At 67.3% G+C, this 19,677-nt stretch carries 19 protein-coding genes; 5 read left to right on the top strand and 14 right to left on the bottom strand.

Going from position 1 to position 19,677, the window contains the following annotated elements:
- Positions 1 to 63: 63 nt before the first annotated feature.
- The gene (hutH, locus tag FHX72_RS15715) at positions 64 to 1,692 is read right to left on the bottom strand and encodes a histidine ammonia-lyase (RefSeq protein WP_183626338.1); all 1,629 of its coding nucleotides are present in this window, start codon (positions 1,690 to 1,692) and stop codon (positions 64 to 66) included.
- 319 nt (positions 1,693 to 2,011) lie between these two features.
- Here hutH and FHX72_RS15710 point away from each other — a divergent pair, with 319 nt between their 5' ends.
- Together FHX72_RS15710 and FHX72_RS15705 are read left to right on the top strand one after the other, a co-directional pair.
- The gene (locus tag FHX72_RS15710; protein WP_221186992.1) at positions 2,012 to 2,716 is read left to right on the top strand and encodes an IclR family transcriptional regulator; all 705 of its coding nucleotides are present in this window, start codon (positions 2,012 to 2,014) and stop codon (positions 2,714 to 2,716) included.
- Between the two features lie 239 nt (positions 2,717 to 2,955).
- Positions 2,956 to 3,861 carry an SDR family NAD(P)-dependent oxidoreductase gene (locus FHX72_RS15705; protein WP_183626336.1) on the top strand — a complete coding sequence of 302 codons (906 nt, stop codon included), beginning with the start codon at positions 2,956 to 2,958 and terminating at the stop codon, positions 3,859 to 3,861.
- Positions 3,862 to 4,294: 433 nt separating this feature from the next.
- On the opposite strand, the gene FHX72_RS15700 is transcribed toward FHX72_RS15705, so the two are convergent.
- Entirely contained in the window at positions 4,295 to 5,317 is a 1,023-nt protein-coding gene (locus FHX72_RS15700) for a VOC family protein (RefSeq protein WP_183626334.1), read from the bottom strand.
- A gap of 175 nt (positions 5,318 to 5,492) precedes the next feature.
- Here FHX72_RS15700 and FHX72_RS15695 point away from each other — a divergent pair, with 175 nt between their 5' ends.
- Genes FHX72_RS15695 through FHX72_RS15685 form a run of 3 tightly spaced genes read left to right on the top strand, consistent with a single transcriptional unit; the run spans position 5,493 to position 7,005 of the window.
- Positions 5,493 to 6,242 carry an IclR family transcriptional regulator gene (locus FHX72_RS15695; RefSeq protein WP_183626332.1) on the top strand — a complete coding sequence of 250 codons (750 nt, stop codon included), beginning with the start codon at positions 5,493 to 5,495 and terminating at the stop codon, positions 6,240 to 6,242.
- A gap of 57 nt (positions 6,243 to 6,299) precedes the next feature.
- Positions 6,300 to 6,473: a hypothetical protein gene (locus FHX72_RS15690; RefSeq protein WP_183626330.1), complete on the top strand. Its 174-nt coding sequence runs from the start codon at positions 6,300 to 6,302 to the stop codon at positions 6,471 to 6,473.
- 22 nt (positions 6,474 to 6,495) lie between these two features.
- Positions 6,496 to 7,005 carry a MarR family winged helix-turn-helix transcriptional regulator gene (locus tag FHX72_RS15685; protein ID WP_183626328.1) on the top strand — a complete coding sequence of 170 codons (510 nt, stop codon included), beginning with the start codon at positions 6,496 to 6,498 and terminating at the stop codon, positions 7,003 to 7,005.
- Between the two features lie 81 nt (positions 7,006 to 7,086).
- Here the strand turns inward: FHX72_RS15685 and msrA are convergent, their stop codons facing one another.
- The 12 genes from msrA to FHX72_RS15625 all read right to left on the bottom strand — a co-directional run bounded on the left by msrA (position 7,087) and on the right by FHX72_RS15625 (position 19,664).
- Complete coding sequence (gene msrA, locus FHX72_RS15680) at positions 7,087 to 7,596, bottom strand: peptide-methionine (S)-S-oxide reductase MsrA (RefSeq protein WP_068481693.1); 510 nt, start codon at positions 7,594 to 7,596, stop codon at positions 7,087 to 7,089.
- Positions 7,596 to 8,051 carry a peptide-methionine (R)-S-oxide reductase MsrB gene (gene msrB, locus FHX72_RS15675; RefSeq protein ID WP_068481697.1) on the bottom strand — a complete coding sequence of 152 codons (456 nt, stop codon included), beginning with the start codon at positions 8,049 to 8,051 and terminating at the stop codon, positions 7,596 to 7,598. Before msrB ends, msrA begins: the two co-directional genes overlap by 1 nt.
- A 206-nt stretch (positions 8,052 to 8,257) precedes the next feature.
- The gene (locus FHX72_RS15670) at positions 8,258 to 9,802 is read right to left on the bottom strand and encodes a sugar porter family MFS transporter (protein ID WP_276510532.1); all 1,545 of its coding nucleotides are present in this window, start codon (positions 9,800 to 9,802) and stop codon (positions 8,258 to 8,260) included.
- Entirely contained in the window at positions 9,799 to 10,683 is an 885-nt protein-coding gene (locus FHX72_RS15665; protein ID WP_183626323.1) for an ATP-binding cassette domain-containing protein, read from the bottom strand. Before FHX72_RS15665 ends, FHX72_RS15670 begins: the two co-directional genes overlap by 4 nt.
- On the bottom strand, positions 10,680 to 11,720 hold the full coding sequence (locus FHX72_RS15660; RefSeq protein ID WP_183626321.1) for an ABC transporter permease: 1,041 nt from the start codon (positions 11,718 to 11,720) through the stop codon (positions 10,680 to 10,682). The genes FHX72_RS15665 and FHX72_RS15660 overlap by 4 nt, the downstream gene beginning before the upstream one ends.
- Before the next feature lie 63 nt (positions 11,721 to 11,783).
- On the bottom strand, positions 11,784 to 12,779 hold the full coding sequence (locus tag FHX72_RS15655; RefSeq protein WP_183626319.1) for a substrate-binding domain-containing protein: 996 nt from the start codon (positions 12,777 to 12,779) through the stop codon (positions 11,784 to 11,786).
- Positions 12,780 to 12,960: 181 nt separating this feature from the next.
- The gene (gene iolD / locus FHX72_RS15650) at positions 12,961 to 14,856 is read right to left on the bottom strand and encodes a 3D-(3,5/4)-trihydroxycyclohexane-1,2-dione acylhydrolase (decyclizing) (protein WP_183626317.1); all 1,896 of its coding nucleotides are present in this window, start codon (positions 14,854 to 14,856) and stop codon (positions 12,961 to 12,963) included.
- A gap of 48 nt (positions 14,857 to 14,904) precedes the next feature.
- Positions 14,905 to 15,750, bottom strand: a complete 846-nt coding sequence (iolB, locus tag FHX72_RS15645; RefSeq protein WP_183626315.1) for a 5-deoxy-glucuronate isomerase — start codon at positions 15,748 to 15,750, stop codon at positions 14,905 to 14,907.
- 26 nt (positions 15,751 to 15,776) lie between these two features.
- Positions 15,777 to 16,652, bottom strand: coding sequence for a sugar phosphate isomerase/epimerase family protein (locus tag FHX72_RS15640; RefSeq protein WP_183626313.1), 876 nt, complete (start codon positions 16,650 to 16,652; stop codon positions 15,777 to 15,779).
- Positions 16,652 to 17,659 (bottom strand): inositol 2-dehydrogenase, encoded by a 1,008-nt coding sequence (iolG, locus tag FHX72_RS15635; RefSeq protein ID WP_183626311.1) that lies wholly within the window; start codon positions 17,657 to 17,659, stop codon positions 16,652 to 16,654. Before iolG ends, FHX72_RS15640 begins: the two co-directional genes overlap by 1 nt.
- Entirely contained in the window at positions 17,656 to 18,759 is a 1,104-nt protein-coding gene (locus tag FHX72_RS15630; protein ID WP_183626309.1) for a Gfo/Idh/MocA family protein, read from the bottom strand. The genes iolG and FHX72_RS15630 overlap by 4 nt, the downstream gene beginning before the upstream one ends.
- Complete coding sequence (locus FHX72_RS15625; RefSeq protein ID WP_183626307.1) at positions 18,756 to 19,664, bottom strand: sugar phosphate isomerase/epimerase family protein; 909 nt, start codon at positions 19,662 to 19,664, stop codon at positions 18,756 to 18,758. The genes FHX72_RS15630 and FHX72_RS15625 overlap by 4 nt, the downstream gene beginning before the upstream one ends.
- Positions 19,665 to 19,677: the final 13 nt, after the last annotated feature.

Genomic DNA, 19,677 nt, shown 5'->3' with positions numbered 1-19,677 from the left:
GGGGGCTGCGCGTGAGCGAGCGGATGCGCGGGGTCGGGCCAGCGCGTCCGTCAGCTCGCGCGTTCAGTTCGCGGCTGAGTTCTCGAGCGCGGTCCGGGCGACCTCGCCGGAGAGCACGAGCTCAGCCACGGCCTCCATCTCGGGGCTGAGGAAGCGGTCGGGGCCTGCGCCGGCGGAGACGGTGGCGACGAGAGCGCTGACGGCTGCGGTCGCGGGCCCCGGCTCGAGCGGTGCTCGCAGCTGCAACGCGCGCGACCCGGTGAGCACCTCGATGGCGAGTACCCGCCCGAGTCCGTCGACGGCGCGGCGCAGCTTGCGGGCTGCGGCCCAGCCCATCGACACGTGGTCCTCCTGCATCGCCGACGACGGGATCGAGTCGACGGATGCGGGCACCGCCAGCCGCTTCAACTCAGACACGATGCCGGCCGCAGCGTACTGCGCGATCATGAGGCCGGAGTCGACGCCGACTTCGTGTGCGAGGAACGGCGGCAACCCGCGGTTGCGGGCCGGGTCGAGGGCGCGGTCGGTGCGCCGCTCGGAGATGCTCGCCACGTCGGCGACCGCGATCGCGAGGAAGTCGAGCACGTACGCGACCGGCGCCCCGTGGAAGTTGCCGTTCGAGGCGACCCGACCATCCACCGTCACGACGGGGTTGTCGACGGCGGACGCGAGCTCCCGCGACGCGATCAGGGTCGCGTGCGCGACCGTGTCGCGGGCCGCGCCGTGCACCTGCGGGGAGCAGCGCAGCGAGTAGGCGTCCTGCACCCGGCCGTCGTCGGCGCCGCGGTGGCTCGCGACGATGGGGGACCCGGCGAGGAAGCGGCGCAGGTTCGCTGCGGAGTCACCCTGCCCGAGCTGCGGGCGCAGTGCCTGCAGATCAGCGGCGAAGACGGCGTCGGTCGCGAACTGGCTCTCGACCGACATCGCCGCCGCGACGTCGGCCGTCGTGAGGAGCATCTCGATGTCGTGGATGGCGAGCAGCAGCATCCCGAGCATCCCGTCCGTGCCGTTGATGAGCGCGAGGCCCTCCTTCTCGCGGAGCACGAGCGGCTCGATGCCGGCCGCGACGAGCGCGTCTCGGGCATCCACCTCGGTGCCGGATGCGTCGCGCACCGTCCCCTCGCCCGTCGCGGCGAGCGCCAGGTGGGAGAGCGGGGCGAGATCGCCCGAGCAGCCGAGGGAGCCGTATTCGCGCACGATCGGCGTGATGCCGGCGTTCAACATGGCCGCGTACGTCTTGACGACAATCGGGCGCACCCCGGTACGCCCCGTCGTGAGCGTCTGCAGGCGCAGGAGCTGCAGCGCCCGAATCACCTCGCGCTCCACCTCGGGGCCCGTGCCCGCCGCGTGCGAGCGGACGAGGCTCGCCTGCAGCTGCACGCGCCGCTCCGGCGCGATGAAGGTCGTCGCGAGCGCGCCGAAGCCCGTCGAGATGCCGTAATGCGGGTTCGGGTCGTCCGCGAGGCGCTCGATGAGCTCACGCGAGCGGGCGACCTCGGCGAGTGCGTCCGGCGCGACTTCGACGAGCACGCCATGCCGCGCGACCGCGACCACCTCGGAGGGCTCGAGCGGGCGCAGGCCGATGGTGACGGTGACGCTGCCGGCTGTTTCCTCGGCGACGCGGCCGGTGCCTGGGCTGGCGACGTCTGCTTCGCGCTCATTGCGGCCTGCTGCGGGTACGGGTGTGCTCATGCCATCGATTCCACTCCAACCGTTGCGCGTTGTCTCCCCGGCGAGGACACTCATTGTCTGTGATCTCAGACATGACGGGCAAGGCTGACGTGTGCTCGTGCCGCGCTGCAAATCTCGGTGACGACTCGGCGGTTCTGGCTCGTTTCCGGCGCGTTCGGTGCGTTTTGTCACCGAAGTTTGTCGGTGGCGGCGTCAACGCCCGCGTGTCGCGCACGCAGGGCGCAGCCGGGGTCGGCGCGTGACCGCCCGGGGAGGCTCGGCGGCTCGGTCCAGCCCGCAGGTGCCCGCGGCCGATCAGACGCTTGCGATTCTCAGCTTCATGAGCTGGCAGCGAGGACCTGTGGCTGCGAGCACGATCGCGACGCAGCTTGGCATCCCACGCTCGACCGTCTATCACCTGCTGACGACGCTGCTCGAGCACCGTTTTGTCGTGCACCTGCGCGGCGAACGTCGGTGGGGACTCGGCACGGCGGCCTTTGAGCTTGCAGGCGGATACGCGCGGCAGGAGCCCCTCGCCCGCGTCGGACACCAAGTGGTCGCCGACCTCGTCGATCAGGTGGGAGAGAGCGCACATCTCGCGGTGATGAGCGGCCGCGATGTGCTCTACATCGTCGACGAGCGCGCCCCGCGCCGGCCCGTGCTCGTGGCCGACGTCGGCGTGCGACTGCCGGCGCACCTCACCGCATCCGGTCGCGCCATGCTCGCCGCGATGCCGCAGAAACAGGTGCGTGCCCTGTACCCCGACGCTTCGTCGTTCGCCGACCGCACTGGTCGCGGGCCGAAGAAGCCTCGTGAGTTGCGGTCGGTGCTCGACGAGATTCGCAGCGGCGGGCTTGCCTCCGAGAACGGCGAGGTCTCCGTCGGGATGCGCTCCGTCGGCATGCCCGTGCTCGACCACGCCGGGTGGCCCGCGGCCGCCATCGCCGTGACCTGGTCTGAAGATCGCCCGCAGGACGAGGACCGGATGAGGGGCCTGCTCGAGGTGGCCGCAGCTGAGATTCGCCGGCGCATCTCCGGCTCGTAGCCGACCGCGGTGCGGGTGCCCCGTGCCGCTCTGCCGTGCCGCTCTCCCGTGCCGCTTCTCCGTCTCGGGATGGGTTCCGCACTTCGGGATGGGTTCCGCACTTCGGGATGGGTTGCAAGCCATCCCGAAGTGAGGAAGCCATCCCGAAACTCCCGGGTTCACTCGCGAAGGCGGTGGCGCTGATGTGCGCATAGGCAGAAACGATCACGAGCGAGCGGATGCACGGACACAATCGAGAGATGACCTCCCCGGCAACGACGCCAGAACCTCCCGACCCGATATCGCCGCTTCCGGGGTTGCCGGATCCGTCTCCACCCGCTCCGACGGCGCCTGCTCCTGGGGCACCAGACTCGACACCCCCGGACCCGGCCACCCTCGCCCCCGCCGCGCTGTTCGACTGCAGCGGCCAGGTTGCGATCGTGACGGGCGGCGCAAGCGGCATTGGCCTGAGTTCGGCGACGGCGCTCGCGGCCGCCGGCGCGCACGTCGTGATCGCGGGACTCGCGGAGAGCGGGCCGGGGCGGGCTGCGGCCGAGCTGAGTGCATCCGGTCTCGATGTCGTCGGCGAAATCTGTGACCTCACCGACGACGATCAGCTCGCGAAGCTTGTCGAGCGCACCCGCGAGCGGGCTGGCCGCATCGATACCGTCCTCGCTAACGCAGGTGCGGCCCTCGACCGACCCGGCGGCCTCGACTCGGTGGAAACCCTCGACGCCATGTACCGCCTGCACGTGCGCTCGGTGGCGCTGCTCGCCGAGCTCACCCTTCCGACAATGGCGGCGGTGGGAGGAGGTGCGTTCATCGTGATGTCGAGCATCGCGGGGCTCCGCGGAAACCGCGCGCTCGCGGGCTACGGGGTGACGAAGGCCGCGAACGCGCAACTGGTGCGCAACCTCGCCGTGCAATGGGGCTCGAAGGGCGTGCGAGCGAACGCGATCTCGCCGGGCGTCATCTCGACCGACTTCGCGAAGCCCATCACGGGCGGCGGGGCGGCCGCCCTCGCCCGCCTCGCGAAGACGCCGCTCGGCCGCTTCGGTAAACCGGAGGAGGTCGCGGGAGCGGTCGTCTGGCTCGCGTCCCGTGCTGGCGCATTCGTGTCGGGCCAGAACATCGTCATCGACGGCGGCACCCTTATCGCCGACTGAGTGGCGATGGTGCGTCTCCCTCGTGAAGCCGGCGCTCCTCGGGAGGCCCGACATGCCACGACTCGGGAGGCCCGACATGCCACGACTCGGGAGGCCCGACATGCCACGACTCGGGAGGCCCGACATGCCACGACTCGGGATGCCCGACATGCCACGACTCGGGATGGGTTCCTCATCTCCGGATGGGTTGCAAGCCATCCCGAAGTGAGGAAGCCATCCCGAGATTCAGAAGTGGCCGGCCGCGCGCGCGAACGCGGGCCACGCGCATCCACCAGGAAAGGAGGAACCTGGTGGATGCGCGTGGCCCGCGCAGATCTCGGGAGCGCAGATCTCGGGAGCGCAGATCTGGGGAGTGCAGATCTGGGGAGCGCAGATCTCGCTCGTGCGGATCTCACGCCGCCGCTGGAGAAACGGCGACGTCGCTTGTGGCGGGTTAGCCGCGTCCCTGCACGGCGTATGGGTTGAGGATGGCTTCTTCCGTGCCCGGCAGGATGCCCTCTTCCGTGGCCGTGGGGCGGCCGGCGTCCGGCGGGAAGGACTCGGTCATCGAGATCGGCATGGCGCCGTTGCGGTAGAGGTTGTTGGAGCCGGTGGAGGGCTTCCAGTCGTTGGGCTCCCAGTCGGGGACGTAGTTGCGGTAGCCGCCGGTGTTGACCTCGATGCGCATGCCGCTGGGGTCGCGGAGGTAGAGGAAGCTCTGCTCACCGATGCCGTGGATGGAGGGGCCGTACTCGATGGGGATGTTGTTCTCCATGAGCACGTCGGCGCCCTGGAGGAGTTTCTCGCGGGTGTCGACCCAGTAGGCGTAGTGGTTGATGCGGCCGGGGCGCGACGAGCTGTCGAGGACAACGCCGAGGTCGTGCGACTTCTCGTTGGTGGTGAGCACGGAGAAGACGGTGACGGGGTGGTCGTCGAGCACCGTGTAGGCCATGATGCGGAAGCCGAGGACCTCGTTGTACCACTTGGCGAAGCCGCGCACGTCGGAGGCGGCGACGGTGACGTGGTCGAGCTGGCGGGGGCCGACGGCGTGCTTCGAGCGCTTCTCGGGGCGGTCGGGGAAGACGGAGGCGTGCTCGGCGTCTGCCTGGTACTTCTCGACGTCCCAGTAGAGCTCCATGGTGTGGCCGTAGGGCCCCGTGAAGGTGTACGACTTCCCGTGGCCGACGCTGCCCTCGGCCCACGTGCCCTGCACGCCTGCGGCCTCGACGCGCTTGGCGGCCTCGTCGAGCGCTTCGGCGCTGGAGGTGCGCCAGCCCATGACGTTGAGCGCCGCTTCCGGGCCCTCGGCGATGACGAGGCTGTACGTGTAGTAGTCGCCCCACGAGCGAAGGTAGACCTTGCCGTCTTCGCGAGCGACGACGCGCAGGCCGAATTCTTCTTCGTAGAACCTCACCGAGGCTTCGACGTCTGGCGTCGCGATCTCGATGTGCGAGAGATGGGAGAGCAGTTTGATCATCGTCGATCCTTTTCGTCTGGTGCAGTGCGTCTGTGGCGGTTCTCGGCCGCGGTGTGCACGTGCCGTTCTTGGGCACACCACAACTTTCGTCTCGAACCCACATATCAGGGAAGCTGAACTTCATGATGCCGAGCATCATCGATGTGGATGCTCCGCTCGCGGCTAGCATTGCGGCATGGCAGGTGGCGGTGGTGACGAGCGCAGCGTGGCGCAGAAGCTCTTCGCGATCGCCGAGGCGTTCGCCGCGAAGGAGGAGCTGACACTCACGCAGATCGCGGCGGCGGCGAACCTCCCGGTGTCGACGGCGCACCGGATGCTCGCATCCTGGACCGAGTGGGGTGGCCTCGAGCGCACCGACTCTGGTTCGTACCGCGTCGGTATCAAGTTGTGGCGCCTGGGTGCGCGTCGCACGACCGCCGAGCGGCTGCGCGCGATCGCGCGCCCCTACCTCGAAGACCTGCTGGACGCGACGGAGGAGAACGTGCACATCGCGGTGCGCGACGGACTCGGCGCTGTCTACCTCGAGCGCATCTCGAGCCCGAACGCGGTGCGGGTCATCTCAGATGTCGGCACGCGTCTGCCGCTGCACGCTACCGGCGTTGGGCTCGTGCTGCTCGCGCATTCGCCCATCGAGGTGTTCGACGAGGTGGTCGCGTCGAAGCCGCGACAGTATCTGCCGAATACGATCACCGATCCGAAGGCGCTGCGGCGGCGGCTCGCGGAGATCCGCGCGACCGGCATCTCGAGGTCGGTCGAGGAGATGACGCCGGGGGCCTTCTCGATGGCCGCCCCGGTGGTGGATGCGCACGGCGAGGTTGTGGCGGCCGTGTCGATCATCGCGCACGTCGAGCGGCTCGCCGAGCCGCAGTTCGCGCTCGGGGTGCGGATGGCGGCGCGCGGAATCTCGGGGGCGCTCGGGCGGTAGGGGGTGGCGGGGAGTTCTCACTTTGTCGCCTCCGAGGAATATAGCTAGGCTAACTACATGACTTCCGTAGCCCCCACCTCCCCCTCCGAGAAGTCCTCCCAGCGCTCCACCTCGGACCGCTACTGGGACGCCTACCAGCGCAGCACGCTCCCCAAGGAGTTCCTGGCACTGTGTGCGATCGGCGCGATGCTCAGCGTCGGCTTCATCGCCACCGTGTCCACGTTCCTCTGATGCCGGCCGCGAGCCGCACCTCATGACTGAACTCTCCAACAGCCGTGACAGCCGTGACAGCCGCGCGACGACGCGCGAACATCCCGAACCGACGGCTGGCGATGATGCGTCGGATGCCGTCGATGAACTCCGCCGCGCGGAGGCCCGCCTCGGTCGGCGGCGCCAGGCGACCGGCGAGCTGAGCGAGACGCACCGCTCTGCGATGAGGTTCATTCTCGAGCGCACGGGCGACGGGATCAGCACGAGCCCCGGAGGGCTTGCCGACTACCTCGACGTCACGAGTGCGTCGGCGACGATGCTCGTGCAGCGCCTCACGGACGCTGGCCTCGTCCGCACGATGCAGGACCCGGATGATCGCCGCCGCAAGATGATCGTGCCGGTCGACACCGACCTCGACGCTGATGAGATCGACCCGGTCACCGGGCAGATCCGTCACCTCTCCGAGGACCTGTCCCCGCAGGAGGCGAAGCTCGTCTCGCTGTACCTCGACCGGGTCACCGCGGTTGTCGACGGGGAGTCGTCGAACGCCTGACGGCGACCCGCTCGAGATGAGCGACCATCGAGCACGCCCAGTGCCCGACGGCGGACGCCCAGACGTGCTCGCGGCTCGCGGCTAGCTCGTCGCAGCCGACTCTTCGAGCACCCAGCCGGGGCGCACGTAGTGGCACGTGTAGCCGCCCGGGTGCTTGCGGAGATAGTTCTGGTGTTCTTCCTCCGCGTCCCAGAATTCGCCGGCCGCTTCGACCTGCGTGACGACCTTGCCGGGCCAGCGACCTGATGCGTCGATGTCGGCGATCGTCTCGCGCGCCACTCGCTCCTGCTCGGGGTTCAGCGTCAAGATCACCGAGCGGTAGCTCGCGCCACGGTCGTTGCCCTGCCGGTTCTTCGTGGTCGGGTCGTGTACCTGGAAGAAGAACTCGAGCAGATCACGGTAGGAGGTCTTCGACGCGTCGAACTCGATCTCGACGGCCTCGGCATGGTCGCCGTGGTGCCGGTAGGTAGCGTTCGGGGTGGTGCCGCCGGCGTAGCCGACCCGCGTGCTGAACACCCCAGGCAGGTCGCGGATGAGTTCCTCGAGCCCCCAGAAGCATCCGCCGGCGAGGATCGCGCGCTCGTCAGCCATCAGATTCCCGCCTTGTGCTCGAACAGTCCGATGTACTGGCCGTAGCCGTCCGTCTCAAGGTCTCCGAGCGGAACGAAGCGCAGCGCAGCCGAGTTGATGCAGTAGCGCAGCCCTCCCTGGTCGACGGGGCCATCGTCGAAGACATGGCCGAGGTGGCTGTCCGCGGCGGCCGAACGCACCTCAGTGCGCCGCATGCCGAGCGACGTGTCGGAGTTCTCGACGATGTTCTCCGCGCTCAGTGGCTTCGTGAAGCTGGGCCACCCGCATCCGCTGTCGTACTTGGTGGTTGAGGCGAACAGGGGCTCGCCGGAGACGATGTCGACGTAGAGGCCCCGGTCGTCGTTGTGCCAGAACTCGTTGTCGAAGGGGCGTTCGGTCGCCGACTGCTGGGTCACGGCGTACTGCTCAGGAGTGAGCCGAGCGATGGCGTCTTGGTCTTTCGTGTACTGCGTCATGGGTATGTCCTCTCCAATATCAGGACAACACGCGGGCGGGCGAAAGCGTTCCGACATCGGACGCACGTCTTCGCGCTTTTCGGCGGACGCTCAGGTAGGCGCGCACAGAAGCCCGCGGGGTCCGGCCAGGACGTCCAGATCTAAGCCGATCCCCGCGGGCGGGTCGGCCGCTCGCAGAAGCGGCCGAGTCTTGAATTCTCTTGTGCTTAGCGGCTCTTGCCGAGCACGTGGATGGCTCCCGTCGTGACGCCGACCTCGAGCTTCTCGAGGGTCACACCGCGGGTTTCTGGGACCTGCGTAATCGTGAACAGGAGCGCGAGAGCACCGACACCGGCGAAGAGGAAGAACACTCCGCTGATGCCGAGATTCTCGATGAGTGTCGGGAAGAACAGCGCCAGGAACCCGTTGGTCGTCCAGCCGAAGAACACCGAGATGCCAATGCCCAGGCCGCGCATGTGCAGCGGGAAGATCTCGGCGAGGTAGACCCAGACGGCGACATTCAAGAACGTCTGCATGGACGCCACGAACGCGACAACGAGGATCAGGATGACAAACGGGCGGGCAGGGTTGCCAACCGGGAGCAGCAACGAGGCGGCGCCGATGAGCAGATGGCACGTGGTGGTGAGCGTGAGCCCGATCGCGAACGTCTTCCGCCGGTCGACGCGGTCCATGAGGTACAGGGCGATGAATCCGCCGATGACCGCCACGACACCCGGTGCGATGTTCGCGATGAGAGCTGCCGACTCCTCGAAGCCTGATTCGATGAGCACGACCTGGCCGTAGTACATGATCGAGTTGATGCCCGTCAGCTGCTGCATCATGGCAACGCCGATACCGATCAGGACAATACGGATCAGCCATTTGTTGGTGAGCAGAGCACTCAGCCCGATCTTCTCCTCCTTCTGTTCCTCCTGGGCGATCTGCTCGACTTCGCCCAGCTCGGCGATGGCACGCTCCTCGGAGCGCACCGTCTTGAGGACGGCGAGCGCCTCCGCGTGCCGTCCCTTCTCGACAAGCCAGCGCGGCGACTCGGGCATGCGGAGCATCCCGAAGAAGAGAGCGATGGCAGGGACGGCGCAGACGGCGAACATGATGCGCCAGACCCCGTCGATGTGGCTGAGCGTGTTCCCGAGGATCGCGTTGATCACGAACGCCGAGAGCTGTCCGATGACGATGGCGACCTCGTTGCGCCCCGTGATGGATCCGCGGATCTCGAACGGCGCGAGCTCCGCGAGGAAGACGGGCACCACCGTGGATGCGCCGCCGACGGCGAGTCCGAGCATGATGCGCCCCACAACCAGGAGCGCGAAGTTGGGGGAGACGACGACCACGACGGTGCCGAGGAAGAACATGATCGCGAGGATCAGGATGGTTCGGCGGCGACCGATTGCGTCAGAGATGCGCCCACCGAAGAGAGCGCCGAAAGCCGCGGCGAACACCAGGGAGCTCGTGACGATTCCTTCGGTGAAGGCGTCGAGGCCGATCTCGGCGGCCATCGGACGCAGGGCGCCGTTGATGACGCCGGTGTCGTAGCCGAAGAGGAGGCCGCCGAAGCACGCGACGATGGAGATCAGGCCGAGGCGCTTGCGGTACGGCCCTGGGGTCAGCGCTGGTAGCGCTGGCCGCTCGGTGTGCGAATTGCTTGTGGTACTCATGTCGCTCCCTAATTGCTGTGGCGCATCCTGCGCCGGTTGGTCGCTGCCGGGCTCACATCGAACCCGGCAGCGACGCGGATCTCGGGCGGGGGTCAGTGCGGCTCGATCTCCTCTTCGACTCCACGGATGACGGCGATGTCCTGCGTGTAGCCGCCGAGCTGCTCGAGCTCGTGGGCGAGCTCCTCGAGCTCCGCGCCGCCGGCCATCTGGGCCGTGAGCTCGTCGAGCGTGATGTCGGCCTTGTCGTAGTAGCCGATCGACTTGCCGCGCTTGAGCAGCAGGAAGCGATCGCCCACGGGGAACGCATGATGCGGGTTGTGGGTGATGAAGATCACGCCGAGCCCCCGGTCGCGGGCCGCGAGGATGTAGCGCAGCACCACACCGGACTGCTTGACGCCGAGGGCGGCGGTCGGCTCGTCCAGGATCAGTGCCTTCGCGCCGAAGTACACGGCCCGCGCGATCGCGACGCACTGGCGCTCGCCGCCGGAGAGCTGGCCGATGGGCTGGTCGACGTCGCGGAGATCGATGCCCATCTCGAGCAACTCGTGCTTGGTGATGGTGCGCATCTGCTCGACGTCGAGGCTCTTGAACGGGCCGACGCCCTTCGTGAGCTCAGACCCCAAGAAGAAGTTGCGCCAGATCGGCATGAGCGGCACGACCGCGAGGTCCTGGTAGACCGCCGCGATGCCGCGCTCGAGGGCTTCGCGGGGCGACTTGAGCGTGACGGGTTCGCCCTCGATGAGGAACTCGCCGTCGGTGTGCTCGTGGCGTCCCGCGATGATCTTGATGAGCGTCGATTTGCCGGCTCCGTTGTCGCCGAGTACGCAGGTCACGCGTCCTGGATCGACGTCCATGTCGACCCCCTGCAGGGCGAGGATGTTGCCGTACCGCTTGCCCGCTTCCCGGAGCGAGATGAGGTGCGTGCCCTGGTCGACCGGAGGAAGGGTGTCGACTGGGGGGAGAGTGTCGGTGGTCATGCTTTCTGCTCCGCTCGCTTCTTGACGACGAGGTTCACGATCGTGGCCAGCAGGAGCATGAGGCCGAGGAAGAACTTGAACCAGTCCGGGTTCCACTGGGCGTAGACGATGCCCTTGTTGGCCATGCCGAAGATGAGGGCGCCGATGGCGCCGCCAATCGCTGAGCCGTAGCCGCCGGTGAGGAGGCAGCCGCCGATGACGGCCGCGATGATGTACAGGAACTCGTTGCCGACGCCCTCGCCCGACTGGACGACGTTGAAGGCGAACAGGTTGTGCATGCCGAGTACCCAGGCGCAGAAGCCGACGCCCATGAAGAGCCCGATCTTCGTGGCCGTGACGGGCACACCAACCGCGCGGGCCGCGTTCTCGTCGCCGCCGACGGCGAAGATCCAGTTGCCCACCTTGGTGCGCATGAGGATCCACGTGGCGACCGCGACGAGCACGATCCAGTAGATGACGGTGATCTCGACGTTGACGCCGAAGATGGGGAGCTTCGCGGCGAAGATCGCCTTTGCCGACTCGAACCCGTCGAGATCGCTGATCGAGGGGCTGGAGACGCCCCCGCCGATCAGTCGGGTCACGCCGAGGTTGATGCCGGTCAGCATGAGGAAGGTGGCCAGAGTGATGATGAACGACGGCAGCTTCGTCTTGATGAGCAGCCAGCCGTTGACGAAGCCGACGCCGAGGGCGAAGACGAGGCCCATGAGCACGCCGACCCACACGTTGGTGGCGAAGTACCAGCTGAACAGGGAGGCTGTGAGTGCCGACGAGATGACCGCGACGCCGGTGGAGAGGTCGAACTCGCCGCCGATCATGAGCAGCGAGACTCCGACGGCCATGATGCCGATGGTGGAAGCACCGTAGAGAACTGTGGCGATCGAGTTGATCTGGGTGAACGTCGGGGCGACGACGGCGAAGAAGGCGAAGACGGCGAGGGCGCCGACGATGGCGCCCATCTCTGGGCGCGCGAGGAAGACGCTGATCGGGGATTTTCGTCCGATGCGTTCGTCCGTGGTGGGGGCTGTGATGGTTGCCATGAGCGTGATCCTTTGTTCTGGGGCGCCGGCCGCTCTCACGGCCGGCGCCCACAGGCGACGTGGTTAGCGGATCCCCTTCTCGGCCTGTTCGAGCACAAGTGCCGCGTTCTCGGTCGTGATGATGTTGGGGCCAGTCGCGATCGGGCCGCCACCACCGAGCTCGAAACCGCCGTTGTTGTAGAGCCAGAGCGCATCCACCGACTCGTACCCCTGCAGGTAGGGCTGCTGATCGACGGTGAATACGACGGAGCCGTCGGCGATGAGCTTCGCGAGGTCGGCCGACATGTCGAACGAGCCCACCTTGATGTCGGAGCCGAGGTCTTCGACGGCACCCACTGCTGCGACGGTGAAGGGTGCGCCGAGGCCCATGACGATGTCAGCGTCGGGCGTGGACTGCAGCTTCGCGGTCAGCGTTGAAGTGACCTGGGTCATGTCCGTGCCCTGCACGTAGAGGATCTCCGTGCCCGGCACCTTCTCCTTGATGCCGGCGCAGCGTGCCTCGAGGCCGACGTGTCCCTGCTCCATGATCATGCAGATCGGGTGCGTGAAGCCGTCCTCGACCAGCTTCTCGCCCGCCGTCTGGCCAGCAACGAGGTCGTCCTGGCCGACGTACGTGACGACCCCGGCCTCGAGAGCTTCCTCCTGCCCGCCGTTGAAGCCGACGACGGGGATGCCCGCCGCAATTGCGTTCGCGACCGCGTCCTTGACGGCGTCCGCCTTCGCGAAGGTCACGGCGATGCCATCGACATCCTGGTCGATGGCCTGCTGGATGAGCTGCGCCTGCCGGCCTCCGTCCGGGTCGCCCGAGTAGACGAGGTTCACGTTGTCCTTGGCAGCGGCGGTCTCGGCGCCCTTGCGGACGATGTCCCAGAATGTGTCACCGGGGGCTGCGTGCGTGATCATCGCGATGGTGATCTCTGGGGTGTCGGCGACGGCTCCGCCGGTGCCTTCCGTGCTAGTTCCGGTGTCGCGTCCGCCGCTTGACGAGCAGGCGGCGAGTGCGAGTGCCGGGATGCAGGCGAGTATTGCGATGCCCTTGATGAGCTTTGTCTTCTTCACGAAAATCTCCTTTGGTTGACGTGAGGGTGCTGCGTTTTTGAGCGCACTGATGGTCGGCGTGACGTCGGTGTCGACGAATCTCAGTGAGGTGTGCGGGCCGGTATTCGGGCCGAGGGGAAGTAAGCGGATGCGCGGTGGGGTGTTCTGGGCCCGCCCCGCGCCGGCGGGCCCAGAACGACAGCTACAGGTAGAGACGCTGGTGAGCCTGTGCCTCCTCGTAGCGGGTGCGAGCCTCGAGGGTCGAGTCGAGGGTGGAAACCTCCGCGACAGGCACGTCCCACCACGCGCCGGACCCGCCGAAGCGGGCCTGCGAGTCGACCTGCACGTAGACGACGCTGGTCGCCTCGTGGGCCTTGGCCTCCTCGAGTGCGGCGCGGAAGGTCTCCGCCGTGTCCGCGCTCCAGACCTTCGCGCCGTAGCTGGCCGCGTTGGCGACGAAGTCCACTTCGAGGCGTGCGCCGTCGTGTCGCAGCGCTTCGCCGCGCTCGTTGAAGCGCGTCCCGAAGGTCTGCGAGCCGAGGGTGTCGGAGAGGGCGGCGATCGAGCCGTAGCCCTGGTTGTCGACGATGACGAACGTCATGTGCACGTGCTCCTGGACCGCGGTGAGGATCTCCTGCGCACCCATGAGGTAGGTGCCGTCACCGACAAGACCGAAGACGTGACGTTCCGGAGCGCCGAGGGCGTTGCCGATGGCACCCGGGATCTCGTAGCCCATGCAGGAGTTGCCGTACTCGATGTCGTAGCCCTTGACGGAGCCCGGTCGCCAGAGGCGGTGCAGGTCTCCCGGCATTGACCCGGCAGCGTTGACGACGACGTCCTCGTCGGCGGCCACGGAGTTGAGGATGCCGAGCATCTGGGCCTGCGAGAGGCTCGACGATGCATCTTCGACGGCGATGATGCGGTCGATCTCCTGCCGCCATTCAGCGGCGTTCGTCTTCACCTGCGCGACGGCCTCGGATGGCGCCGTGTGCGCGGCGAGCAGCTCGAGGAGCTCCTCGAGGGTGACGCGAGCGTCTCCCACGAGCGCGGTCGCCGACTCCTTGAGCGCGTCGATTTCGGCGACGTTGATGTTGACGAACTGCACGTTCTCGTCCCGGAACAGGGTGTTCGAAGCAGTCGTGAAGTCCGTGTATCGCGTGCCGACGCCGATGACGACGTCGGCATCCTGCGCGATGCCGTTCGCGAACCGGGAGCCGCTCGCGCCGAGTGCCCCGAGGGCGAGGGCGTGCTCGTGCGGGAACGAGGCCTTGCCGGCCTGCGTGACCCCGACGCCGATGCCAGTGGCCTCGGCGAACGCGACCAGCGCATCCGTCGCGTCGGAGTAGATGACCCCGCCGCCGGCGATGATGACTGGACGCTGGGCACCGCGGATGATCTCGGCGGCGCGCTCGAGAGCGGCGCGGTCGGCCCTCGCCCGGGCGATGTGCCAGACGCGGTCGCGGAAGAGATCGATGGGGAAGTCGTAGGCCTCGGCCTGGACATCCTGTGGGAGCGAGAGCGTGACGGCACCCGTGTCTGCCGGGCTCGTGAGCACTCGCATCGCCTCGAGCAGCGCGGATGCGAGCTGCTCGGGGCGCGTGATGCGGTCGTAGTAGCGCGAGACGGCGCGGAACGAGTCGTTCGAGTTCACCTCGAGCGAGTACGGCATCTCCTGCTGCTGGAGCACGGCACCGGTGCGCCTCGTCGCGAACACGTCCGCAGGGAGGAGCAGCACCGGCAGATGGTTGACGGTTGCAGTGGCTGCTCCAGTGACCATGTTGGAGGCTCCCGGCCCGACCGAGGTCGAGACGGCGAGCGCACCAAGACGGTTCTGCACCTTCGCGTAGCCGGTGGCGATGTGCACCATGCCCTGCTCGTTGCGCCCCTGGTAGTACGGGAACTGGTCCTGGTACTGCAGGAGCGCCTGGCCGAGGCCGGCGACATTGCCGTGCCCGAAGATGCCGAACGCGCCGCCGAAGAAGTGCTTCGTCTCACCGTCGCGTTCCACGTACTGCACGTTCAGGAACTCGACGATCGCTTGGCCGACGGTCAGTCGACGAGTCGTTGCCGGGGTTGGAGTGGTGTGGCTCTGCGACATCGCGTCACCCTTTCTCTCGTGTGCAGCGGAACGCTGCGGTCTCTGTGGTCAGTGCTGTGGGTGCTTCGGGACGAAGGGGACGCGGGCATCGATGCCGATGGCCTCCCAGTCGTCGGCGATCGCGGCGAGCTCGGGGTCCTGGCAGGCCTGCAGCGTCCGCTCCGGGGCCGGCCCCGCGAGCACGTTGAGGTAGTACAGGTCGTGGCCGTGGGCTGCGACGGTCGTGTGGTAAGCCCAGGGGAGGGTGCAGATGTCGCCGTCGTGCACGGTCTCGACGAGCTCGAATCCGCGCTCCGGCTGGTAGGCGCGCTGCACGGCCCAGCCCTTCTCGGGGTCACGGAGGCGGTAGTAGTAGGTCTCCTCGAGTTCGGCTTCGCCGTCTCCGTCGTGCTCGTGCTTGTGAGGCGGGTAGCTCGACCAGTTGCCACCGGGGGTCCAGACCTCGACGACCAGGAGGCGGTCGGCGGGGAAGCCCGGCGGGATGAGCGTGGAGACCTGGCGGCTGGCGTTGCCACCGCCTCGAGCTTCGACGCTGAGGTCGTCTGGGGTGACGAGGACGACCTCGTGCTTGGTCTGTGCCGGCGCGGACGCAACGGCGAGTTCGACGGTGCTGAGCGCTTCGATGGTCACCGCAGTGTCACGAGGAACGTAGAGGCAGTACCCGAGCCCGTCGAAGACGGATGCGCGTCCCCCGAGCTCGTGGCGTGTTCCGTCGATGTCGGCGATGACCTTGCCGGAGAGCGGGATGAAGGCCCGCTCTTCACCGTCGGCGTCGAAGTCTGCACTTTCCCCGGCTTCAAGGGTGAGGACCTCGAAGCCGACGTACGTCCACCCGGCTTTCTGCGGCGTGATCTTGTCCCATTCGCCGGCTTTCCATACCTGTGGCTGTGACATGTCTTGTCCTTTCGAGTCGTGTGGGGTTATGCGAGGGCCGATGAGACGGCGCCCGCATCGTGGAAAGTTGCCAGTGCGGTCTCGTGCGCGAGCTGGAGTGCTTCTCCGAGCGGGCGCGCGCGGTGTTCGCTGGAGAGGATCTCGACGCCCCACGGCCCGGTGTAGCCGAGCGCCGTGAGCATCGTGATGAAGCCGACGACGTCTTGATCTCCTTCACCGATGAGCGTTCGTCGATCGCGGGTGTCCTCGAACAACGTCCCGACGGGCTCAGCTGCAGCGTCGCTGAGCTCTACGCCGAAGATCGCTTCGAGGGGCACGGCTGCGGAGAGCTGCTCAAGGGTGGTTCCAGCTCGGAAGACGTGCCAGTAGTCGACGATGAGCCCGGCAGCCGGGTGATTGACACGCTCGATGAGCTGCGCACCCTGCGGCATCGAACCGATCATCGAGAACGGGAGCGGCTCGAGCGCTACACGTGTGCCTGCCTGCTCGGCCTGCTCGGCGAGGTCACGCATGGGCGCCACGAGGAAGTCGAGATTCTCGACGGGGCTGCCGAAGGCCGTACCGACTTTGATGTGCGCGGCGTCGAGCTGGGTCGCAGCTTCGAGCAGCAGCTGCCAGGTCGCCTCCCACGTCGAGCGGTCCTCGAGCCACCAGTCGCTGGCGAGCTCGATCTCGATGTGACCGAGTCCCAGTTCATCGGACGCGGACTTCAGCTCCTGGAACCCGATCGTGTCACGCACGTATGCCAGGTCGTGGTGGGCAAAGCCGTACCCGCTCCAGCCGGTTTCGGCGATGGCCCGCACGCGCTCGAGCGGCTCGAACGGGCTTCGCTCGTCGGCTGCTCCAGGCAGTGCGTCGCCTGCGCTGGTCCAGCAGGTCGCGATGAGACGTGGAGCCACCATCAGCTGAGATCCACAGCTACGGACTGGCCGGTTCGGGCGGACTCCTCGGCGGCATCCGCGAGGAGAAGCGCTGCGCGTCCATCTTCGAAGTCGGGGGTCGAGACTTCTGCGCCATGGATTCCGGAGATGAACTCTTCGAGCTCGAGGCGGTAGGCGTCGCGGTATCGCTCGAGGAAGAAGTTGAGGTATGGCTGACGGGCCTCGACGAGCGTGTCGTTGGAGTGGCGCACGACGGTTTCGGCGATGTTGCTGACGGAGAGGAGCCCACGGGAGCCGAAGGCTTCGAGGCGCTGGTCGTACCCGTAGGCGCTGTGTCGTGAGTTCGTGATGGTGATGAGCTCGTCGTGTGAACCGCGAAGCGTGACGGCGGCACCATCGAAGTCGCCGAGCTCCCGCGTGGTGTCGCTGAAGCTGTTGAAGCCGCGGGCCGTGACCTCGACGATCTCGGGCACGAAGAATCGGGCCATGTCGAGGTCGTGGATTGTCATGTCGCGGAAGATGCCGCCCGAGGTCGCGACGTATTCGGCTGGCTGCTCGGCGGGGTCCCGGCTGATGATGCTGAGCTGCTCGAGGCGCCCGATGTCGCCAAGCTGCACTCGCCGGTGGAGTTCTGCGAAGTGCGGGTCGAAGCGTCGGTTGAAGCCGAGGCCGACGAAGACACCAGCTTCGCGCACACGGTCGCGGATGGAGTCGACGCGGGTCATGTCGAGGTCGATCGGCTTCTCGCACAATGCCGGGATGCCAGCGGAGATGGCCTGCTCGATCAGGTCGACGTGTGTCGACGTGGGCGTGGCGATGATGACGCCGTCGACGCTCGAGTCGGCGAAGACCTCTGCGGCGTCTGCCGTCGCCCTGGAGCCGTGGCGAGCCGCGAGGGCTTCGGCGCCGGCGATGAACGGGTCGCAGGCCCAGGCGAGCTCGACGTGATCGAGCTCGCTGATGGAGCGTGCGTGGACCTGGCCGATTCGGCCGGTGCCGATGAGACCGATGCGTGTCGTCTTGGTCATGAGGTGACTGCTTCTCTCTGCGTCGCCACTTCGGGCTGAAGGTGGATGGTGGTGCCGGTGCGGCGGGATTCCTCGGCGGCGTTGGCGATGCGCAGGGCGGCGATACCCGAGCGCGGGGAGGTGTGGTTCGCGGTCGAGTCACCTGCGACAAGGCGCAGGAAGTGGTGGATCTCGCTTCGGAAAGCCGGCTCGAACCGGTCGATGAACTGTTCGTACGGCGCTGCCGGAGCTGGGACGTCTGGCTCCAAGGAGGTGATCGGCGTACGCGACTCGAGGCCGGCCGCGAAGGCACCCTCGGTGCCGATGACTTCCATCCGGCAGTCCTGGCCGGATTCGCTGCGCCGCAGACCACTGACGGTTGCGATTGCGCCGGAACGCAATTGCAGCAAGGCGACGCAGGTGTCGGTGTCTCCTGAGTCCGCGTATCGCGGTTCGTCCAGGACAGCCCCGGCCGCCTGCACTGACACGACCTCTTCGCCAGCCACCCAGGTGATGGCATCGAAGTCGTGGATGAGGAGGTCCCTCCAGCTGCCGCCCGAGGTCGGGATGTAGTCCAGGGAGAGGGGAAGGTGGTCGTGGTTGGTCGCTGAGATGACGCGGAGCGTGCCGATGTCGCCTGCAGCAACCCGCGCTTGTAAGGCTTGGTAGGCAGGGTCGTACCTGCGGTGGTAAGCCACCATGACCGGGGTGCCGATCTCATCGAGCTCGTCGACGAGCGCCTCCAGCTCGTCGATGTCGAGCGTGATGGGCTTCTCGACGAGCGTCACGAGCCCGGCCCTTGCTGCCTCCAGCGTCAGCTGCGGGTGACTTGGGGTGGACGTGGCGATCACAAGTCCGTCGAGCTCGGACGCGAGTTCGGTGATGCTCGAGGTCGACGTCTCGAGGGATGCTGGCGCGGTCTTTGGCGCGTGGTACCCCCGCACCTCCGCTGGTGCCCCAGCTGCGAGCATCTGCTCTAGTTCGAGTTTCGCCCGCATTACCCGCTCGGCGTCGCGCCCGATGAGCACGACGCTCCTGACGCCGGAGTCCTGAGCCAGGTTGCGCGCGTGCATGAGCCCGGCCCGGCCCAGCCCGACAATTCCGATGCGTGCTCCGGTCATGCTGACTGCGCCGCCAGGAACTCTGCGATCGTGCCGTTGAGGTACTCGATGCTCTCGCGAGCGTCCTCGATGGGCCCCTCACCCTCGGCGGGCTCGCCGCCGATGAGGACCTTGTCCTGCTCGGTGACGAACCAGCCCGTGTATCCGCTTTCGAGAAGCGCGTGCACGATCGTTCGGATGTCCACGTCTCCCTGGCCGAGCGGCGTGTAGAGGCCGTCGATGGACCCCTGGTAGTAACTGATCTCGCCGTTCTTGACGCGCAGCATCTGCTTGACGGACACGTCTTTGAGGTGAGTGTGGGCGATGCGATCAGCGTGTTGCTGCGCGAATGCGACGGGATCGGTTCCACCGATCATCAGGTGTCCCGTGTCGAAGCAGAAGGGGATCCTCGAGCCGTTCAGTACGCGGTCAACTTCTTCGGCGCTCTCGACGACCGATCCGACGTGCGGGTGGAGCGCGGTCGTGACGCCCACTTCGGCAGCGAGCTCGGTGAGGAGGTCGAGGTTCGAGAAGAGCGTGCTCCACTGCGCTTCCGTGAGCACGGGTCGGGGCTCGTCGTAGCCGTCTTGTCCCGTGACGGCGCAGAGGATGAGTGTGTCCGCGCCGACGGCCGCGTATGCCTCGAGTTCCCGACGGATGCGGGGTGCTGGATCGTTGTCTGCGTCGTGCAGCACGACAGGTACGAAGCTGCCGAGTGCGGTCAGGCCGAATTCCGCGAGGCGAGCGGCCTTCTCGGCAGGCGCGTCGGGCAGGAACCCGTCGGGTCCGATCTCGGTGGCCGTGTAGCCCAGCTCGGACATCTCACGCAGGACACGCTCGGGAGCGAGCTGGTGGCCCCATTCGGGAACTTCACTCACGCCCCAGGAGATGGGTGCGCTGGCGATGCGGGCGGTGGATGCTGCCATGGTTCTGATTCCT

This window comes from Pseudoclavibacter helvolus, assembly GCF_014191305.1.
Taxonomy (GTDB): Bacteria; Actinomycetota; Actinomycetes; order Actinomycetales; family Microbacteriaceae; genus Pseudoclavibacter; species Pseudoclavibacter helvolus.
The sequence above is the reverse complement of the archived record's forward strand: the minus strand, read 5'-3'. Positions and strand labels throughout refer to the sequence as shown.